The organism is Catenovulum sediminis (genome assembly GCF_007289895.1).
GTDB lineage: Bacteria > Pseudomonadota > Gammaproteobacteria > Enterobacterales > Alteromonadaceae > Catenovulum > Catenovulum sediminis.
On record NZ_CP041661.1, the window covers coordinates 170046 to 189295 of the forward strand.

Annotated in this window: 9 protein-coding genes; 5 read left to right on the forward strand and 4 right to left on the reverse strand. The window is 40.2% G+C overall.

The window, feature by feature from the left end; all coding sequences use genetic code 11:
- Positions 1 to 308: 308 nt before the first annotated feature.
- A complete protein-coding gene (locus FNT16_RS18285) occupies positions 309 to 2792 on the reverse strand; it encodes a TonB-dependent receptor (protein ID WP_143873245.1) in 2484 nt (827 codons plus the stop codon).
- Between the two features lie 560 nt (positions 2793 to 3352).
- Between FNT16_RS18285 and FNT16_RS18290 the strand changes: the two genes are divergently transcribed.
- The 4 genes from FNT16_RS18290 (at position 3353) to FNT16_RS18305 (ending at position 11127) form a co-directional block, all read left to right on the forward strand.
- Positions 3353 to 4465, forward strand: coding sequence for a DUF3083 family protein (locus tag FNT16_RS18290; protein ID WP_143873247.1), 1113 nt, complete (start codon positions 3353 to 3355; stop codon positions 4463 to 4465).
- Positions 4466 to 5043: 578 nt separating this feature from the next.
- A complete protein-coding gene (locus tag FNT16_RS18295) occupies positions 5044 to 7086 on the forward strand; it encodes a glycoside hydrolase family 53 protein (protein WP_185976799.1) in 2043 nt (680 codons plus the stop codon).
- A 279-nt stretch (positions 7087 to 7365) separates the two neighbouring features.
- Positions 7366 to 8967: an Ig-like domain-containing protein gene (locus tag FNT16_RS18300; RefSeq protein ID WP_185976800.1), complete on the forward strand. Its 1602-nt coding sequence runs from the start codon at positions 7366 to 7368 to the stop codon at positions 8965 to 8967.
- A gap of 57 nt (positions 8968 to 9024) precedes the next feature.
- The gene (locus tag FNT16_RS18305; RefSeq protein ID WP_185976801.1) at positions 9025 to 11127 is read left to right on the forward strand and encodes a winged helix-turn-helix domain-containing protein; all 2103 of its coding nucleotides are present in this window, start codon (positions 9025 to 9027) and stop codon (positions 11125 to 11127) included.
- Between the two features lie 148 nt (positions 11128 to 11275).
- On the opposite strand, the gene FNT16_RS18310 is transcribed toward FNT16_RS18305, so the two are convergent.
- Entirely contained in the window at positions 11276 to 11767 is a 492-nt protein-coding gene (locus FNT16_RS18310; protein WP_143873254.1) for a hypothetical protein, read from the reverse strand.
- Between the two features lie 179 nt (positions 11768 to 11946).
- Between FNT16_RS18310 and katG the strand changes: the two genes are divergently transcribed.
- Positions 11947 to 14163: a catalase/peroxidase HPI gene (gene katG, locus FNT16_RS18315; RefSeq protein WP_143873255.1), complete on the forward strand. Its 2217-nt coding sequence runs from the start codon at positions 11947 to 11949 to the stop codon at positions 14161 to 14163.
- Positions 14164 to 14252: 89 nt separating this feature from the next.
- On the opposite strand, the gene lacZ is transcribed toward katG, so the two are convergent.
- Positions 14253 to 17501, reverse strand: coding sequence for a beta-galactosidase, LacZ type (gene lacZ, locus FNT16_RS18320; protein WP_185976802.1), 3249 nt, complete (start codon positions 17499 to 17501; stop codon positions 14253 to 14255).
- 156 nt (positions 17502 to 17657) lie between these two features.
- A complete protein-coding gene (locus tag FNT16_RS18325; protein WP_143873259.1) occupies positions 17658 to 18941 on the reverse strand; it encodes a family 43 glycosylhydrolase in 1284 nt (427 codons plus the stop codon).
- Positions 18942 to 19250: the final 309 nt, after the last annotated feature.

Consider the following 19250-nt stretch of genomic DNA (forward strand, 5'->3'; position numbering starts at 1 on the left):
GCTTCGAGCTTCGAGCTACGAGCTTTGAGCTTTGAGCTTTGAGCTACGCATTTAGTGTAGGTCGCGCCTTTAGGCCGACAAAAGCAGCAAACTACAAGTTTCAAGTTTCAAGTTTCAAGTTTCAAGTTTCAAGTTTCAAGTTTCAAGTTTCAAGTTTCAAGTTTCAAGTTTCACAACCAGTGTGGGTCGTTCCTTTAGGGCGACATTGTACATATTGCAAGATTTGTCGGGCTGAAGCCGCGACCTACATTTTTAAGCTTTGAGCTTCTCATGTAGTGTAGGTCATGGCTTTAGCCGACAATCAATTTTTACTCGAAAGTCACCTTAACAGAGGCTGTGATCGTGCGCCCTAAAGTTGGGTTCACAAACAACGTAGCCGTATTGTTAGACTCATCAACATTGATAATTTGACCTGGGCTACGCACCGCAAAGTCATCAAGGATGTTATAACCGGTCACACTAAACTCAAGGTTTTCTGTTGGTGCATAACGCACACTTGCACCCCAAGTTGTTGAACCTTCATATTTATCTAACGAGCCACGTGCATAGGTATCGGTTTGTCCCGTCATATTGACGCCAGCGATTAATTCATCGGTGACTTCATAATTGGCTGACATAGTGTAAGTTAAACTTGGAATTTCCCAAGCTTCAACCCACTCACCACCACCTGCGGCGCGTGCCTGTGCATCGGTAAAGGTTGCATTTGCGATTAAGCTTAATCGGTCAACACGCAATGAACCTAAAATTTCTGCACCTTGAGATTCATACTCATTATCTAATACACAACCGCCACTTGGGCATGAAGGTGTCGAAGTTGGCTCATATGCACTTTGCGTAAAATCACCCTGCAATAAAGTCATTTCGAAAGTATAGTAGCCACCCAAAACATCACCACGGTTTTTAACACCCATTTCGTACTGGTTTACAAAATCGACCGCTGCAACTTCACCCGCTTGTGTCAACGAACCATCTGCATTGATTTTACCACTCATGGTTTGTCTATCCGCGTTAAAACGGCCGCCTTTTGAACCACGCACAAAGAAACTGGTATTGTCACTGAATTTATATAAACCACCCACAGTCCAAGAGTTATAACTCACTGAGTAATCTAAATATTCACTATCGCCGTCTGCAACCAATGCCGGTAAAGTGACATCTTCACCTGATACGTATACATCAATCGGTGTACCGCTTGAACCGACAGCCCAACCAGACGCCTTAACTGTATCACGACGCACGCTGGCATCGACGGTAAACATATCAGTGTCTAAATCTAATGAAATATAAGGTGCGGTATCTGTATAAGCTAAATCAACTTCACGCGCACAACAGTTACCCCATGCATCACTGTAACCAGCAATACCATTTGCGGTTAGCTGATTGCCATTATCATCAAGCAATTCAAGCATGGCAGGGTTATCGCCACTTAACTCTTTGTAGGCACGGTTTGGATGCCAGTCTTGCGCAATGTCTTGTGTCATATAAAACAAACCACCGCGCACAGATAAAGTATTACCATCAACGTAAAATTCTTTAGTTAATGTTAAATCATTGACAAAACTGCCGATGTCGCTGATGTTGGTATTTACGTTAACATTGCCATCATAATAAGGTTTGTCGTAAGCCTGTCCTGTTTTAGGACCGTTGGCATAAACTAGGTTTAAATCGCCAACTGGGTTTAAGCTCAAAAATGAACTGTTAAATGAACCACTCATACTGGTCCAGCGCATCTTGTTATCCAGTATAATTTCATCTTCAAATTCGTAGTGAAGTTCTGTACCTATCGCGACGGATTTGGTTGAAATACCAGACAAAGGAACGCGCTCTAAATCACCTTGACGGTTCACGACCTTAAAGTTTTGATTGTAAATAGAATAGTTTGATTTATCTCGTCCATCAAAACCCGGATATTCACGAATATCACTGATGTTATAGCTACCATCCGCGTTTTTGCTTGCTTTAGCAAGCGCTGGTGAGCCCGTATAGTTGGGCTCTTGAGTGTCGGCAACTTTAAACAAGAAACGAATGTAACTGGCATCATCTGCTAAGTATTTAGTTAAGTTGGCTTTAAGCTGCATGCTATCACTAACAACATAACCTGCATCTAACGGACCTCGCCCTTTTTTATAAAAACCACCGACATGATAATTAACACTACCACTGGCTGCGCCGCCATAACGAAAATCGACTTTTGTTTCGTCATAACCAACCCCGGTAGTCAGCTTTACAAGGCCGCCATCAAACTGCCCATAGTTGCTGATATAGTTAATAATGGCACCTGGTGCTTGTGATGCAAACGTACCTGCTGTACCACCACGTACACCTTCAACTCGCTCTACTGACGAATCAAAACGCGTCCAATAATCGTTGTTACCAAATTGGATATCACCAAATAAAACCGTTGGTAAACCATCTTCCTGAATTTGCACAAAAGGCGAACCGCCCGTTGCAACCGGCAAACCACGTACAGCGATATTAGAGTTACCACCTGGGCCGGCTGTACCAGCAACCTGTATACCAGGGATCATACGGAAAACTTCAGATTCAGAACTGGGCTGAAAGTCCTTAATCATTTCAGAATCAACACTGGTGACCGCCATAGCAGATTCTATTTGTGTTCTGCCGCCAGGTGAGCCAGTAACGACAATCGTTTCAAAAGCTTCTTTAGATTGAGCGACTTCGTTAACTTCAGCTTCTGAATCTTGTGCTAGCAAAGGGCTAGCAACCGCAGCCATTGACGATGCAATTAATACATTTTTTACCGCCAATGACACTTTATTAAGTTTTCTCATGTGTATCTCCCATCTTAGGAATATTTGTTAATAGCTTAGACTGTAAACTCGATTTAGGTGTAAATTCGTTTCAGAAACGCAACATTAAAAACAATCGATACACATAAATATAACAGGAAAATTCTCACTTACAAGTACTTTCTTAAACGTTTCAGTAAAAAATAAGAAGAATATAACGCAAACCTTTAAAATTCAATCGGTTAAATAAAAACCAAATACATAATAAAAATTAACCAAGAAAGTGATTGGTTTATATAATAAATGAAATCCTGTGCCAATAGCATGACATACGTCGAAAAATTACATAAATAGGCGGAAGCAAAAAACAAGATGCCAAGCAGAGGAAAGATAAAAAACTTAAATGTTTAAGATCCAACTTATAAATATCCAACTTAATTTGTATAGCATAAAAGAATTCGAATTCAACTAAATCAAATGATAAAAGTGGGCAGAAACCAAAAATCAACATTTGCACTATTCTTATAACAATGTTATCAATGCATAATATAACCACTTATCTATAATACGTAAGAATAACAAAGCTATATAAGGTAATTACCATGCCAGTCAGAGACAGAAGTGCTCAGCACAAAGTATATATACCGTCAAACGCACGGGAAAATCAGTATTTATTAGCAAAATTCGAATTAACCGATGCTCTACTTGCCAAGTTTGCAGATTATATAGAATCAGGTACAGAGCAGCCGTATAGCGATTTTTATAAAAAATTATCTGAATTATTTTTTGATGTATGTGACAAACACGGCCTTGAAACCTGCCAGTTTGTAGCCAATGATAAATTTATCCGGGTGCGTTATTGCCCTGAAAAAATGACCGCGCAAACGGATCAACAAATTGTATTTCTCTATAGCCCTAAATATCACTCTGGCCACAAAGCCTATACAAACGGCAAAAAACGTGTGCGTAAAATTAAATTATTGTTTTTAGCCAATGGTGCAGAAATACGTCATAACTCCGCTAGCTTTCACGTAAAAGTCCGCAGCGCGGTTGAAGAGTTAACTAGGTTGCTATGTTTAGACGAAGGCGCTGTACGTTTATGCGATCACCAGCACCTAACCTACGACTTATTTGCTAAAGACAAAGGCATTGAAGGTACACAAGCGCATAAATTACGTTCAATTGCCAGTCGCTTTAAAGCGCACGATGTGATTTTGGACGAAGATAAAATAGATGCACAAACCTATGCGGTTGTCAGTATGCCGTTAAATAAGCGCATTCGAGGTTTGGTTGATATCGTAAAATCTGCACCTAAACCTTATGAGCCATTATATAAAATGCTTGAAGAAACATTTACTGCATGTGCAAAACAAAATGATATTGATCAAGGCATTATGATAGCGAATGACTTAATTCCTGTGGTTCGCAGCAAATCTGACACCGTCATTTCAGAAAATGGTGAATTGCAAACCATCGACTTTAACGAAAATGAGCCGGGCAATGGATTCAGCTGTTACTATTCGTGCAGAAAATTAGTAGACACAGTTCAATTTGTATTTATTGCATCTAAAGACGACCAAACCAGCTATGGCTATGGTAAGTTTTTAAATCAAGTACATTCTGCAATGCGCTCAATAGCGAACAAACTAGATTACCAGCACGAAACTGAAAATATGTTTGTGCGCACCCATCAGCACGTCGGGATTAATATTTAATTTCAGCTTGGTTAGCTATTAGCTATCAACGCTGCAAACGCGCTCACGCGTTTGCAGCGTCACTACTTGTTACTTCCCGCCAGCAAAAAAGCCTACAGCCAGACCTACTTTTTGCAAGACCTTAATTTACCAAGCCTATGAATGCTATTATGAAGGCTATAAAGGTGCGTTGTACGCCAATGTTAATTAAATGATGTGAAAACAAAGTAAAAATGCAGTGAAATAAATTAAGTTGTAGCCAGATTTTAACTTAAGCTAAAGGTTAAACGATTTCCAAACAAAACAATTCAAAAAGACTACACATCCTAAAACCCACCAAAAAATCACCCAAAACCCACAATAAATCATATATAAACCAAAAAATAGAAATAAATGAATATTTATTAGACATATTCATTACAAAAGATTAACCTAAACATAGGTAAACGATTACCTAAACAAGAAAAAAGATAGGGAACGGAATATTAACAAAATAAATTAATTTGGAAGAAACGTTCATGTTCAAAACAAAACTAACAAAGTATTTAAAAAACAAAATACACACACTTTTTGTCTTAATAAGTGTATTGCTTGTGTGTATGCAAGCGGTAAACGCGAACCCTTTTTACAAAGGGGTTGATTTATCGTACGTCAACGAAATGGAAGACCACAATGCGGTATTTAAAGAAGGCGGTATAGCAAAAGACCCCTACCAAATATTTGCTGATCATGGTGCCAACTTGGTCAGAGTCAGGTTGTGGCATAACCCACAATGGACAAACTACTCAAATTTCAACGATGTAAAAGAAACCATTCAACGGGCTAAAAATGCGGGCATGCAAGTGTTGCTTGATTTTCATTATTCGGATGAATGGACCGATCCAAATAAACAGTATGCGCCAGAAGCGTGGCACCATGCGACCAACACCAACCAACTGGCTAACCTGCTATACCAATACACATATGACACCTTGGTGGCTTTAGATGCTGAAGGATTAATGCCTGAGCTGGTTCAAATTGGTAACGAAACCAATGGCAATATGTGTGTCACAAGTAGCGCCGATTTATACCCAATTGATTACAATCGACAAGCACAGTTGATGAGTGCGGGGATACAGGCGACAAAAGATGCAGGTGCACTATCAACAATAATGCCACAAACCATTTTGCATATTGCCAACCCAGCGCATGTGCATGGTTTTTTTAGTGGCATAGAAAGCGCCGGACTGACAAATTACGACATCATTGGTATGTCTTATTATTACAAATGGCATGGCTATAGTATTCAGCAAACGGCGGATCTCATTACCCTGCTAAAAAACGATTTTAATAAAGAGGTTATGATTGTTGAAGTTGCACATACATGGACAACAGAATCAGCTAATGACAATGCCAATAACATTATAAATGAATCTGCACCGGGTTATCCTGCGCCTTCACCGCTGGTGCAAAAAGATTACATGATCGACCTGACAACGGCCGTTGCCAACAGTGGCGGTTTAGGGGTTGTTTACTGGGAACCGGCTTGGGTCAGTACAGATGCTTTTACTTTGTGGGGACAAGGTTCGCATTGGGAAAACCTAACGTTTTTTGATTTTGACTATAACCTACTTCAACCCGGTGGTAACGACTTTTTAGCACAAGATTACACGCCGCAAACCATCAATTACGTTAACACACAATTTAAAGTTGATATGACAGGTGTAGATACCAGTCAGGGTGTTTATGTGACAGGCCAATTTGGTGGTGTTAACGAATGGCAGTTAATTGAAATGGCAGATGAAGGCAACGACATTTATAGCGTGACAATACCCGTACAAGAAAATTCGCAAGGTGCCTATTATTTTCTTAACGCATTTGATTGGTCTGCGCGCGAGACAGTTCCAGCTGCATGTGCAGAACATTTTGCCAGTGACCGAGGATTCGAGATCCTATCCAGCGAAGTCACTTTTGCGCACCAATGGTCTAGCTGTGCAAGCATACAAACTGGCTCAGCCGAAGTATTGTTTATGTTAGATGCAAGCGGTACTGACACATCCAACGGCATGTATATTACCGGTGATTTTACCGGCAATGGAAGTTGGACAATAGAACCGATGCAGACAACTAACGGACAAACCTTTTATTATTATGCAGCAATTAACAATAATACAACAGGTGGATACTACTATTTAAATGCAAATAACTGGTCAGCCCGTGAAACCGTGCCTGCAGCTTGTGCAAATGCTTATACGACAGATCGCGCATATTCACTCGGCAGCGGAGATGCGATTGTTAGTAATACATGGGCTACCTGTGATACGCCATTAACTTATGCGTTTGAAGTAAATATGCAAAGCAGTCCGGTTTATAGCACGGCCTATGTGACCGGTGACTTTCAGGGAACCTCAAATTGGTCAATTTTACCCATGAATGCAAAAGGCAACGACACTTGGGTTTATGTTGGACAACTGACTGGCGCATCCACTGGCGGTTATTATTATTTAAATCAAAATAACTGGAGCGCTAGAGAAACCGTACCACAGGCATGTGCTGAGATGTACGCAACAGACAGAGCTTACACTATCAATAATCCAAGCCTGATTAAAAACCATTGGGCAAATTGCCAACAATCGGTGATCACTCAAACTGCTGGAAACTAAAACTTTATAAATCCAAGACAGGGCTGCGGTTACACAGCCCTTGTAGCTCAAAAAAACATACATCAAACGGTCAATCAATATCAGATCATCGAGCGGGCGTTTTATAAATAATGAATCTTTGAGCATTAAACTTTAAGGTGACTGGAGCAACTTAAAGTAACTGACCAGTGTTTTTCAAGGTAATTCAAATTTACTTCATACTATTTCAGACAACCTTCATTACTATTGCAAGGAACTACACCATATTGCATATAGAGTTATTCAATAATGGAGAATAAAATGTACTCAGTTACACATAAATACCCAACCCTGCTGATTAAAACTTTAGTTGGCGCCGGATTACTGTTAACAGCAACGTTTCCTACAACACAAGCTTTCGAAGTTTCGACTATTCAAACAACCAACGGATTTAGCGACTATATCGTAACCGCTCCAAACGACACTTACTATTTCTGGAATTTACCAACTGGGGATTGGTCAACTGGCCAAGTTCTACAACTAGAGGTTCAAAACAATACTGTAACAACTGTATTTGCAACAAACGAAATGCCTGCAGTTTTTGGAATCAATCAAACAAACGATATTGTGTTTAAAAGCAAACAAGATAATATTTGGTATAAACAACAGGACAATACGAACATTATCATTAGCGAGCCAAATACAGGTGGTGGCGCTATGGTGATATTTGACGAACAAAACACTGGCTACTATGCACATTGGGCCAGCAACAGACTGTTTAAATTATCAGACTCCGGCCAAGTAGAAACGATTATTGATGGCGCACCACTCAATGGACCTACAGGTATCACCTTTGACGCAAATAACAATTTATACGTGGCGAATTGGTGGGATAGCAAAATATTAAAAGTAGATAGCTCAGGTCAAACAACCGAATTAGTCACTAGCCCATATGGCAACATTGGTTATATTGCCTATTTAGATGGTTATATTTATGCAACAGCTACTAATCAAAACCTTGTTTTCCGTGTTGATATGCAAGGAAATATATCCTTGGTGGCTGGCTCTGCAAATGAGCAATCCACTTTAGATGGAAATGCAGAAAACGCGCGTTTTGACAGGCCTCTTGGTATTTCAGCTATGTTAGATAATAGCGCCCTGCTTGTTACTCAGAGAGGTAGTGGACATATTCGAAAAATTACGCTTCCCGAAGCCAGATTCCCTTTAACACAGCCGGATACGGTTACTGTTGGAGAAGATAATACAATCAATATATATCCTTTAGACAATGATCCAAACTTAGCTGCGTTGGATAGCACTAGCCTAGTTATCGTAGAGCAGCCAAATTCTGGAAGCATTCAATTAGAAGCAGCAGTTGGAATGTTAAGTTATCAACCCAACAGTAACTTTTCAGGTGACGATAACTTTGTCTATACAGTACGAAATCTTGATGGGCAATTATCAGAAAACACGCTGGTCCAAATTGAGGTAACGCCAATCAATGATAAACCAATCGCTGAAAAAGACACAATACAGGTTACTTCAGGACAAAAGACTTTACTTGATATTTTAAACAACGATATTGATATAGAGGATTCTTTAACCATTGCAAATATCACTATTGTAACTGAACCGGAGAAAGGTACTTTAAGCAAAAGCACAAGCCAACTAAGTTACACAGCCAATGAAGATTACATTGGCCAAGATTCTTTTAGTTACATAGTTACAGACAGTTTAGGGGCAGATTCAGATCCAGCTACTGTGGTTATATCTGTGTTGGCCGCGTTAGAAGAGGATCCACAAAAAACCACAGAAAGTGGAGGTGGGGTCCACTGGCTAATACTTACTTTAATCGCAGCTATAAAGGGCTTACGGCGTCAAACATACTTACAAAAAAGTAGGTTTAAAAAACGGATAAGTTAATAAATAGAAACCAATATGTTAAACTGCGGAGTAATATTATCTCGACTGGTAAAAAATTTGGTTGCTCCGCATAACTCTGGATACTTTATCGGCAAGTGGTACGTCGAGCCGCATACTAGAAGCCTTAAAAACCAAGATACAGAGTACAAACTCCCTCCAAATATAATGGAAACCCTTGCAATATTAGCGCAAAATTACGGACAGGTTGTCAGCAAAGAAACCTTACATCAGCACGTTTGGGGTAACACGATAGTTTCTGATGATTCCATTAGCAAAGCCATTGCAGAGCTGCGTCGATACTTAAACGACTCAGCAAAAGAACCTAAATATATAGAAACAGTGACAAAAAAAGGTTACCGATTAATTATTGAACCTAGATCACAGGCCGCAAAAACTCAAAATCGAACATTTATTAAAGCGCCTGTTGTCAGTAGTATTTTCGTTTTTCTCATCATATCTATAATCGCTACTTACATCACAAAGAAACAACATTCAACCTCTATTAATTTTAGTCAGCTGTGGCTGAATAATCAGATGTACCATGAGCACTATGCCAATTATGACAACAGTGGGCGGTTTTTGGTCAGCCAAATTCATAAAAATAACATGGAAGGTATTGCTATTCGAGATTTACAGTTGGAGACCTACACTGAATTATTTAGCGATAAACTCTATCATTATATTCGCCCTAAAATTTCACCGTCGGGTCAGGAATTAGCATTTTTTAAAATTAGTAATGACTCAACAGCCAAGACATGCGAACTTATTGTGTATACATTCTTGTCAAAAAATAGCCGCTCGGTTGCCAACTGTATGAACTTCCTTAAAGAAAGTTTTTCTTGGAGTCACGATAACACAGCGATGTATTTATCAATAGATAATCGTCAATCCTTTGAGAAAGGGCAAGCTAAGCCTAAAAACCCCAATGCACTGTTCACTATCGGCAGGCTTAATATAGCGACAGGCAGAATTAACCAAATTATACGCGCACAATCAACAACAAACCCATTAATTCACCCTGTAGCGAATAAAGACGATCAATTAATCGTTTATATAGAATATAATCTAAGCTCTGAGCAAAGTTATATTAAGGTTTTTAATAAAGCAACCCAGAAAATTTCAAAAATATACTCTGTGCAAGGGTTTATTCATGATATTAAATGGAGCCCTGACGATACAAATCTATATTATTCGACAGCACACAATGTAAATTCTGGCCTGTGGCTTCTTGATATCCATTCAAAAGAAGTCAAACAAATAAAACAAGACAAAATAACTAACTTTGACTTTCACCCCAATGGACAAAGCATCGCTATTAGCTCTTTAGAAGTTTGGTCGTCAGTATACAGTGCATCAAAAAATCACCATGATGCCTTTAATTGGGAGGATGTGCTAAATCCGAAATACAACATTGACAGCATTGACATAAATTATGCGGGTGATCAGCTTTTGATGCTTGCTCATAAAGACGGAAGTTCTAAGTTGTGGCAGTACGACTTGATTAGTAAAGTATTCACTGAGGTAAATTTCCCCTCCCCCGAAACCAAATCTTCACCAAAATGGTCAAGTGACGGTAAAAAAATTGCTTTTATAACTCATGCTGAAAACGACTTAGCTTCTTTGATCGTGCTGCTTTCCGACCCACCTTATAACACACTTGCTCGCATCACAAATGTAAACAGTTTTAGCTGGCTCAACAATTCAAACCAGATTATGATTAGTCAACCCGAACCGGATATTCAAACGAGTATATACACAATAAATACGCAGGAATTAACCCCCGTTACAAAACAATATTTCTACCGGTTTGCAGCACTCTCCGAAAACGAAATAGTATTTCAGCCAACCTATGCGAGTGCATTAAACTATGCATTTTTTACACAAGGAAAAGTAAGTAATCAATACTCTATATCGCCGGATAATATGCTCAATGAATGGTACATTCGTGACCGCTTATTGACAGTGCATTATGATGTAGACAACACACCTGAGATTGTGCAACTGCCTATCAATAAAAATACTTTTGAGTTACTAAAAAAACACGATAAACGCTCTAGAATAAAGTTTACGGTCGATAAATCGGGCAACAAAATCATCTTTTTAACGAACACAGTAGCCAATAGGCAAGTGTATACTCTAAAACCTGTACTCAGTAACTGATATGTTGATCCCCCTAAATCATCAAACTCAGAGCCCAAACCATAAGAAAAGCGGTTAACCCCAACAAGGTTTCCAAAACCATAAACAGCAGAATAGGCATAATTAGGACAAAACCAGCCCGATACTAAAAGATGATGAGGTTAAACGGCTATTTGCACCCATATACGAGGCGAGTGGCAGTTTTGCCTACAGACCAATGTGCCAAATTTTGAGTTTCAGATAAATTTTGATACCAGTTGTTAAAAACCAAATCAAACTCAGTGAGCCTAATATATCCAAAATCATGCTTTCGGTGGCCATTTAACACATCGACAAAATGCTGAGCATCGCGCATCTGCGTTTTTAGCCTAACGGCGGTTACATGCGCTGTACTTACACAAGAAGACGAAGCCGTGACACCTGCAAAGTGAATTTCGATCGGCTTTATCTTGTGCATACATTGCAAAAAAATATCCACGTAACGCTCGCTCTGGATATCATTTAATTTAAAACCGGCGACACAACTGATAATGGACAGAATTGTCAGGTGCAATTCATTTGCGGGATAATAATATTGTTGCGGTTCAATACTCTGTAACTGGGCCAAAAATTCGTGCACTTTTTGACTAACGTTTTGCTTATTTTTAACTGCGAAGTACACCACATCTCGTCATAAATTTTACTCAGCAAAATACGCCTCTGCTTTTATTGTAGGGTGTGTTGTTACATTAATTGAATTTCCCGATTACCTCTATCTATTTTCTCCGCTCTCCTTTTATTAGCGACATTTTTATACTGATTGCGAATTCCATAACAAATAACAATTGCAGGTGAAAAACGATGTTTAAAAAAGCCATACCTATGTTAACTGCCGTCGCAGTTGCAGTCTCAAGTGCTTCTGCTTTGGCATCAAGCGATGTAAAGTCAAATCAGTTCTGGTGGCCGGAACAACTTAATTTGAGCCAATTAAGAGCGCATGGTGTTGAATCAAACCCGTACGGGGAAAACTTTGAGTATGCCAAAGCTTTTGCAAGCTTAGATCTTGACGCTGTAAAAGCAGATATCAGAAAAATACTCACGACCTCGCAAGACTGGTGGCCGGCCGATTATGGTCACTATGGCCCATTTTTCATTCGCATGGCGTGGCACGCGGCAGGCACTTACCGAGTACATGATGGACGCGGCGGTGCCGGCGGTGGCCAACAAAGGTTCGATCCACTCAATAGCTGGCCAGACAATGCGAATCTAGACAAAGCAAGGCGTTTATTGTGGCCGATAAAACAAAAATATGGTCGCAATATTTCTTGGGCTGATTTGATGGCTCTAACAGGTAACGTTGCGCTTGAAGATATGGGCTTTAAAACATTTGGGTTTGCTGGTGGCCGAGAAGATGACTGGGAACCTGATTATGTATATTGGGGACCTGAGAAAAAATGGTTAAGCGACGAACGTCGTGACAAAAAAGGCAAACTAAAAGGGCCTTTGGCAGCCGTTGAAATGGGCTTGATTTACGTCAATCCAGAAGGTCCGCACGGTAAACCAGACCCACTTGCTGCGGCTGACGATATTCGAATGTCATTTGGTCGAATGGCAATGAATGACGAAGAAATAGTTGCGTTAATTGCCGGTGGACACACCTTTGGTAAAGCGCACGGCGCTAAAAAGCCGGCAGATTGCGTCGATAAAGAACCGGCTGCTGCCACAATTGAAGAACAAGGTTTAGGGTGGAAAAATAAATGTGGTAAAGGTCACTCTGAAGATACCATCACCAGTGGTTTAGAGGGCGCTTGGACAGTCACCCCGACACAATGGACAACTAATTATTTAGATAATTTATTTGGTTTTAACTGGGTGCAAACTAAAAGTCCTGCCGGTGCAATTCAATGGATACCAGACGATAAAGCGGCGGCTAACATGGTTCCGGATGCGCATATTGCAGACAAACGCCATGCACCTATCATGTTTACCACCGATATTGCACTTAAAGAAGATCCAGCGTTTAGAAAAATTGCTGAAAGTTTCCGTGCCGATCCCAAAAAGTACGAATTAGCCTTTGCCAAAGCTTGGTTTAAATTAAATCACAGAGATTTAGGCCCCAGAGCACGCTATTTGGGGGATGAAGTACCCGCTGAAATTTTAAGTTGGCAAGACTATATTCCAGAAGTTGATCACCCACTCGTTTCTGCAGAAGAGGTTAAGCAGCTTAAAGCTCAAATTTTGCTAACAGGTTTAACAGTGCCGGAACTCGTTCGCGTTGCCTGGGCATCTGCGGCAAATTATCGTGATACCGATATGCGTGGTGGTGCAAACGGCGCTCGTTTAGCACTGGCTCCGCAAAAAGACTGGACGGTAAATAACCCGCAAGAAATCGATAAAGTATTGAAAAAGCTCACACAAGTGCAAACCAACTTTAACCGCAATGCGGCTGCGGGTAAAAAGATTTCATTGGCGGACACCATTGTTTTAGCCGGCGCAGCTGCAATTGAAAAAGCGGCGAAAGATGCGGGTTATCCGATCACAGTGCCTTTTAAACCCGGTCGAATGGATGCTTCTCAGGAAATGACTGATATAGAGTCATTTAATTACTTAGAGCCCAAAGCCGATGCGTTTCGTAATTACTATAGTCAAGAAAGTTTTTATGCTCCGGCTGAAGCACTTGTTGAGCGCGCGGACTTACTCGGCTTAACAGTGCCTGAAATGACCGCTTTAATCGGTGGTATGCGAGTATTAAATGCCAACTATAAACAGTCTAGCCACGGTGTTTTGACAAAACGCCCAGGTACCTTAAATAACGACTTTTTTGTCAACCTTTTAGATATGTCGACACAATGGCAAAAATCGGCAAAAGAAGGTGTCTATGAGGGGTTTGATCGCAAGACAGGCCAATTGAAATGGACAGCCACAACAGTTGATTTAATTTTTGGTTCAAATTCTGAACTGCGAGCCATTGCTGAAGTGTATGCATCAGACGATGCGAAAAATAAGTTTGTGCAAGACTTTATCGACGCTTGGACAAAAGTGATGACAAACGACAGATTTGATCTTAAACAAAAGTAGCTTTACTAAACAAAAATGCCGGATGAATAACCCGGCATTTTTGTTGTTTTTATTTTACGCTTATTCTTTAGCGCGTTAATTCATTACCCTTAAAGCTTCAGCGGTTTGATTGTAAAACCATAATGGTAGTGCCCTGAAGGAATTTGATATGCATCCTGAGCCAATGCACCCCAAGAATTATCACCACCAACGCCCATTTGTTTGTAATCAATATTCAGGTTAACCAAATCTTTAAACTCAACTTCTGCGCCATGTAAATGAACATTTTTTCTGTCATGCTCTAAGTCTGAATTCAACATAGGTAACGCCGACATACTCAACAATTGATGACCGCTAATTTCAATGCCCTGCCCTTGGTTGTTGCTTAACCTAAACCAACGTACATCGGTTTTGTTACCTGTTTCTTGTGGTCGCGAGTAGTCGTGATACTGCTCATCGACATGTGATTTATATACTGCAACGGCAGCAGAGGTATTTCTGTCTATGTAGTTTTCATGCGGACCACGACCAAACCATTCTATGTTTTTGTAATCACCGTTAAGTATGATGTTCATGCCGACCTTGGGCAACATCGGCATGCGCCATTTTTGCGGATAAAAGTCTGCATCTATGTTGATTTCACCATGGCTATTAATTTGATAACGCGTGACAAATAAAGCATCATTGTCGCCCAGTTGCTGCTTGGTCGTAATTTCAATATGACCGTGTGGAGTTTGTGCACTGTCAATTGAAACCAAGGTTTGCTGCCCACTTGCCTGTTTCCATACTTTTAATTTCCCTTGCAGGTTTGCACCGACATCATTATCCGTTGGTACGCGCCACAAATTGGGTTTAAGCCCTTGCTGAATTAACTGGTTTCCTTGCAGTTGATAAGAGGCAAGTTGACCGCTTTGTTTATCAAAAGAAACGGCAAAACCATGCCCATGAACATCCAACGAATGCTCTGCGTGTGCAAGCTTAAGCGCCGTGTTTTCCGATATGTTTTGAGCTGTGTTTTGTGGTGTGTTTTGAGATGTGTTGTTGACTTTGCTAAAAATTGGCTCTGTTAACGCAAATTGCTCCCAAGCAACCACGTCACCCGTTTCAACAAAAGCAATTTGTCCGCTTTTCGCTTTCGCTCGTATCGTTATGTGGTACTCAGCATCAGAAGTGATAATGCTTTGATTAAAATCAGGGCTAAATATTTGTTTTTTACCCGCCTCAGCTTGGATATTGGTTAACTGACCTTGTTTAACGGGCTGACCATTTTTAGCTAATATCCAGTCATAATCATATTCACTGGCGTTGGTAAAATTATGATGATTTTCTAAAACAAAGGTCAAATTGTCTAAATCAACCGCTTTAAAATAAATAGGTTGGTAAACTTTTTTCAACTCCCATGCGTGCGGGTTAAGCGTTCTGTCAGATTGAATCACGCCATTGGCTAAGAAATTATCTGAATCTGCTCTTGGACTTTCACCAAAATCACCACCATAAGCCATAATTTGTTGGCCTTTGTCGTTGGTTTTAAACAAAGTTTGGTCAACCCAATCCCATATAAAACCACCTTGTAATTGTGGGTACGCATAAATTAAGTCCCAGTATTCCTGCAAATTACCCAGACTGTTACCCATAGCATGTGCATATTCAGCCTGAATCATTGGTTGTTTTGGATGACTGAGTGCCCAATCTTTCATCTCCCACATAAAGTCATACATCGGCGTATAGACATCGACATAGTCTAAGGCAGAATGACCATCAACAGTCCCCCAACCACCATAGGTCACCGGGCGTGTTGGCTCGTTTGTTTTAATCCATTCAGCCGCTTTTTCAAATGCAGTGCCTAAACCGGCTTCATTACCCAAAGACCACATAATAATGGACGGGTGATTTTTATCACGCTCAACCATTCGAGTAACACGATCAATATGTGCAGCTTGCCATTCAGGCTGATAACCTAAGAAAGTTTTACGCTGAAATTCCTCGTTGTTATTACCCTGGCCATTGCCTATTTGCATATACTCATGTGATTCAATATTCGCTTCATCAAGCACATATAAACCATATTGATCGGCTAAAGCGTAAAATCGTTCGTCATTGGGATAATGAGAGGTACGTACGGCGTTGACATTTAATTGTTTCATTAACTTTATGTCTGCGATCATACTCTCTAAACTGAGCGCTTTTCCTGATTTCGGATCATGCTCATGGCGGTTGACGCCCCGGATCGTTATGGCCTTCCCATTTACTAAAAATTGGCCGTGTTGCATTTCGATGTGGCGGAAACCAATTTTTTGTTTAATTACCTGAGTTTCGCCATTCATATCCGCTTCAATGGTTAAATCATACAGCTTCGGTGTTTCAGCTGACCAGGGTTGAACATCCTTAATAATGCCTGCCAGATTAATGATTTGCTGACCATTTACTTGTGCTGAAGCGGATTTATTGAGCAGCAGGGCGTTTCCGTCCTTAATACTAACCGTTACGCTGACATTCGCATCGTTTGAGCGACTTTGTTGTTCATTCGAATTAATTTCAAGTGCTAAATTAAATACACCATTTTCAAAATCATCATCCAAATCAGCCGTCACGGTGTAATCACGAATATGAGTTTTGGGTGTCGCATATGCGTATACTTCACGGTCGATGCCGCTTAAACTCCAAGCATCCTGATCTTCCAAATAACTGCCGTCGGACCAACGATAGACCTCAATAGCAATTTTATTATTTCCGGTTTTAACATGTTCCGTAATGTCAAATTCAGCGGGTAATTTTGAGCCTTGGCTATAACCCACTTTTTGACCATTTACCCACAGATACATTGCAGAATTAACCGCGCCAAAATGCAATACAACCCGTTTTCCCTGCCAACTCTGAGGTACGGTTAGTGTTTTAATATAAGAGCCGACGGGATTATATTCATGCGGAATAAATGGCTGATTAGCCGGAAAAACATAATCTATATTAACGTAATGAGGGATGCCGTGACCTTGTAATTCCCAGTTACCCGGCACTTTAATGCTGCCCCAGTTCGAGTAATCAAAATCGGTTTGATAAAAATCAACCGGTCTATCCGCCGGCTTTTTTACAAAATTAAATGACCATTCTCCGTTTAACGAGGTGAAATAGTTCGATGCCTCTCTTCGCTGTTGCTCTGCTAACGTAGCAGATTCATATGCATAAAATGTCGCGCTTGCCGGTAGTTTATTTTGCGCAAAAATCTCCGGATTTTCCCATTCAAGATGCTCCGTGATTTGCCCAGTTTGATGGGATTGCTCTCCGCTAAAGGCACAAGCGGTGGTCATACTGGCCAAAGCAATCAAAATGCATTGTTGAATGTTATTTCGCGTTAGTATCATATCGATTTCCATAACTTTTATTTTTTTATTGAGTAAACGACAAGCTTATTGCTGAACGAGTTTATAAACTTCACTGCCCGCGGCCAAAAATGCGCCCATCCCTAAGTGTAAAATGCAGTTTCACGGGGTTTACGCGTCGGATATAAACTGTCCGCTCTATTGAGGCGAAATGCCTTCTAGTGTTGGCATTACTTGAATAATATTACCGCTTGCATCAAAGCTGAGTTTATCGATACTCACTTCCCGATGGTAACCGGCTGAACGCCCCATGCTTATGCCATGCGGACGCGTAAATCTGTGATAAACGATAAACCATTCATCTGTACCTAGTATGTTAATCACCGAGTTGTGGCCTGTGGCAAAAATGGCTTGCTCTGGATCTTTAGTGATGACCCAGTTTTGTTCAGGAATAGTAAGTGGCCCCAAAGGTGAGTCTGCCATCGCCCAACGTACACGGTAATTTTCGTCTCGCGTATCATTTTCAGACCATAAAAAATAGTACTTCCCATTGCGGTAAAATATCTCAACACCTTCCATAAAACTTGCATCCGGTGTCATCACTTTTATCGTCGTTTTATCTAGCGTTACCATGTCTGAATGTAGTTCGGCGACGGCTAAATAACTGTTGCCCCAATACAGATAACTCTTGCCGGAAACCGGATCGATAAAAACGTCCGGATCAATTTCCTGCCCACCCTGAATACCTTCCGGCTTAAAGTCGATTAATGGTTTACCTGAATCAACAAATGGCCCTTGTGGATTATCAGCGATTGCGACGCCTATTTTTTGTGCCGCGGTGAAATAATAAAAGTATTTGTATTGACCATTTATTTTCTTTTCAATTCCGCTCGGTGCCCACGCATTTCTATCTGCCCAGCTAACGTCTTTATGTAAATCTAAAATCGTACCTTCATTTGTCCAATTAATCAGATCTGTGCTGGAGAAAGTTTCAAAATAAGTACCTGACCAGTTAAGATAGCCATCACTTGTCGGATAGAGATAATATTTTTTATCTCGTTGTGAATAGATAATTTCAGGGTCCGCATAATAACCCTCAATAACCGGGTTATTATTAACCGCTGCAGAAACTCGATACGTTTTGCTTTTGCCGTTAACAGAAACATGGTATGCAATTGCGCCTTGGCTAAAGTCTTGTTTACCTGTTGGTGTCACTTTCACCCCAGAAGCTGTGATAAGCAGAGGGTCAAATGCAGTTAAATTTGTACCCTGCTTGACGGGTAAGTAAACGGTCTGATTTTCGTCATCAATCACGATATTCAATTTTTTCACTTTAGCTGAAGCGGATGACGCGATTGCCCCGTTAAAACCATCCTGACTCTGTGTATGGTGAATTGGTTTCTCTGAAGATCCACTACACCCACATAAATAAACAAATATCATTAGATACAACACTTGCTTTAAAAAACGTAATCTATCCATACCCTTGAGACCTTAACTTGTCGAACCGATTTTAAACTTGGGCAAACTTTTGAAAGTGATAACTTCAAAGCAGCCAAAGGTGAAACGTTTACACCAAAACTTATATTCTTGCTAAAGTTAAACAACTGAAAACAAGATTCTGCAAAAACGTTAAGCAATCCAAATAGTGCTACGATACCACATTATAAAAATATGCAAGACATAGCAACATAATTGATGTAATAAATCGATAATAAAATTTTATAAAATGTAGTAACCTCATACTACTGTATTGATTTAAGCTATCGATAAATAAGAAAAAAGAGTAAT

What these genes read in the sequence shown, in the direction of transcription:
- FNT16_RS18285 (WP_143873245.1), bottom strand. Translation starts at nt 2,792, where the DNA reads ATGAGAAAACTTAATAAAGTGTCATTGGCGGTAAAAAATGTATTAATT.
- FNT16_RS18290 (WP_143873247.1), top strand. Translation starts at nt 3,353, where the DNA reads ATGCCAGTCAGAGACAGAAGTGCTCAGCACAAAGTATATATACCGTCA.
- FNT16_RS18295 (WP_185976799.1), top strand. Translation starts at nt 5,044, where the DNA reads ATGCAAGCGGTAAACGCGAACCCTTTTTACAAAGGGGTTGATTTATCG.
- FNT16_RS18300 (WP_185976800.1), top strand. Translation starts at nt 7,366, where the DNA reads ATGTACTCAGTTACACATAAATACCCAACCCTGCTGATTAAAACTTTA.
- katG (WP_143873255.1), top strand. Translation starts at nt 11,947, where the DNA reads ATGTTTAAAAAAGCCATACCTATGTTAACTGCCGTCGCAGTTGCAGTC.
- lacZ (WP_185976802.1), bottom strand. Translation starts at nt 17,501, where the DNA reads ATGATACTAACGCGAAATAACATTCAACAATGCATTTTGATTGCTTTG.
- FNT16_RS18325 (WP_143873259.1), bottom strand. Translation starts at nt 18,941, where the DNA reads ATGGATAGATTACGTTTTTTAAAGCAAGTGTTGTATCTAATGATATTT.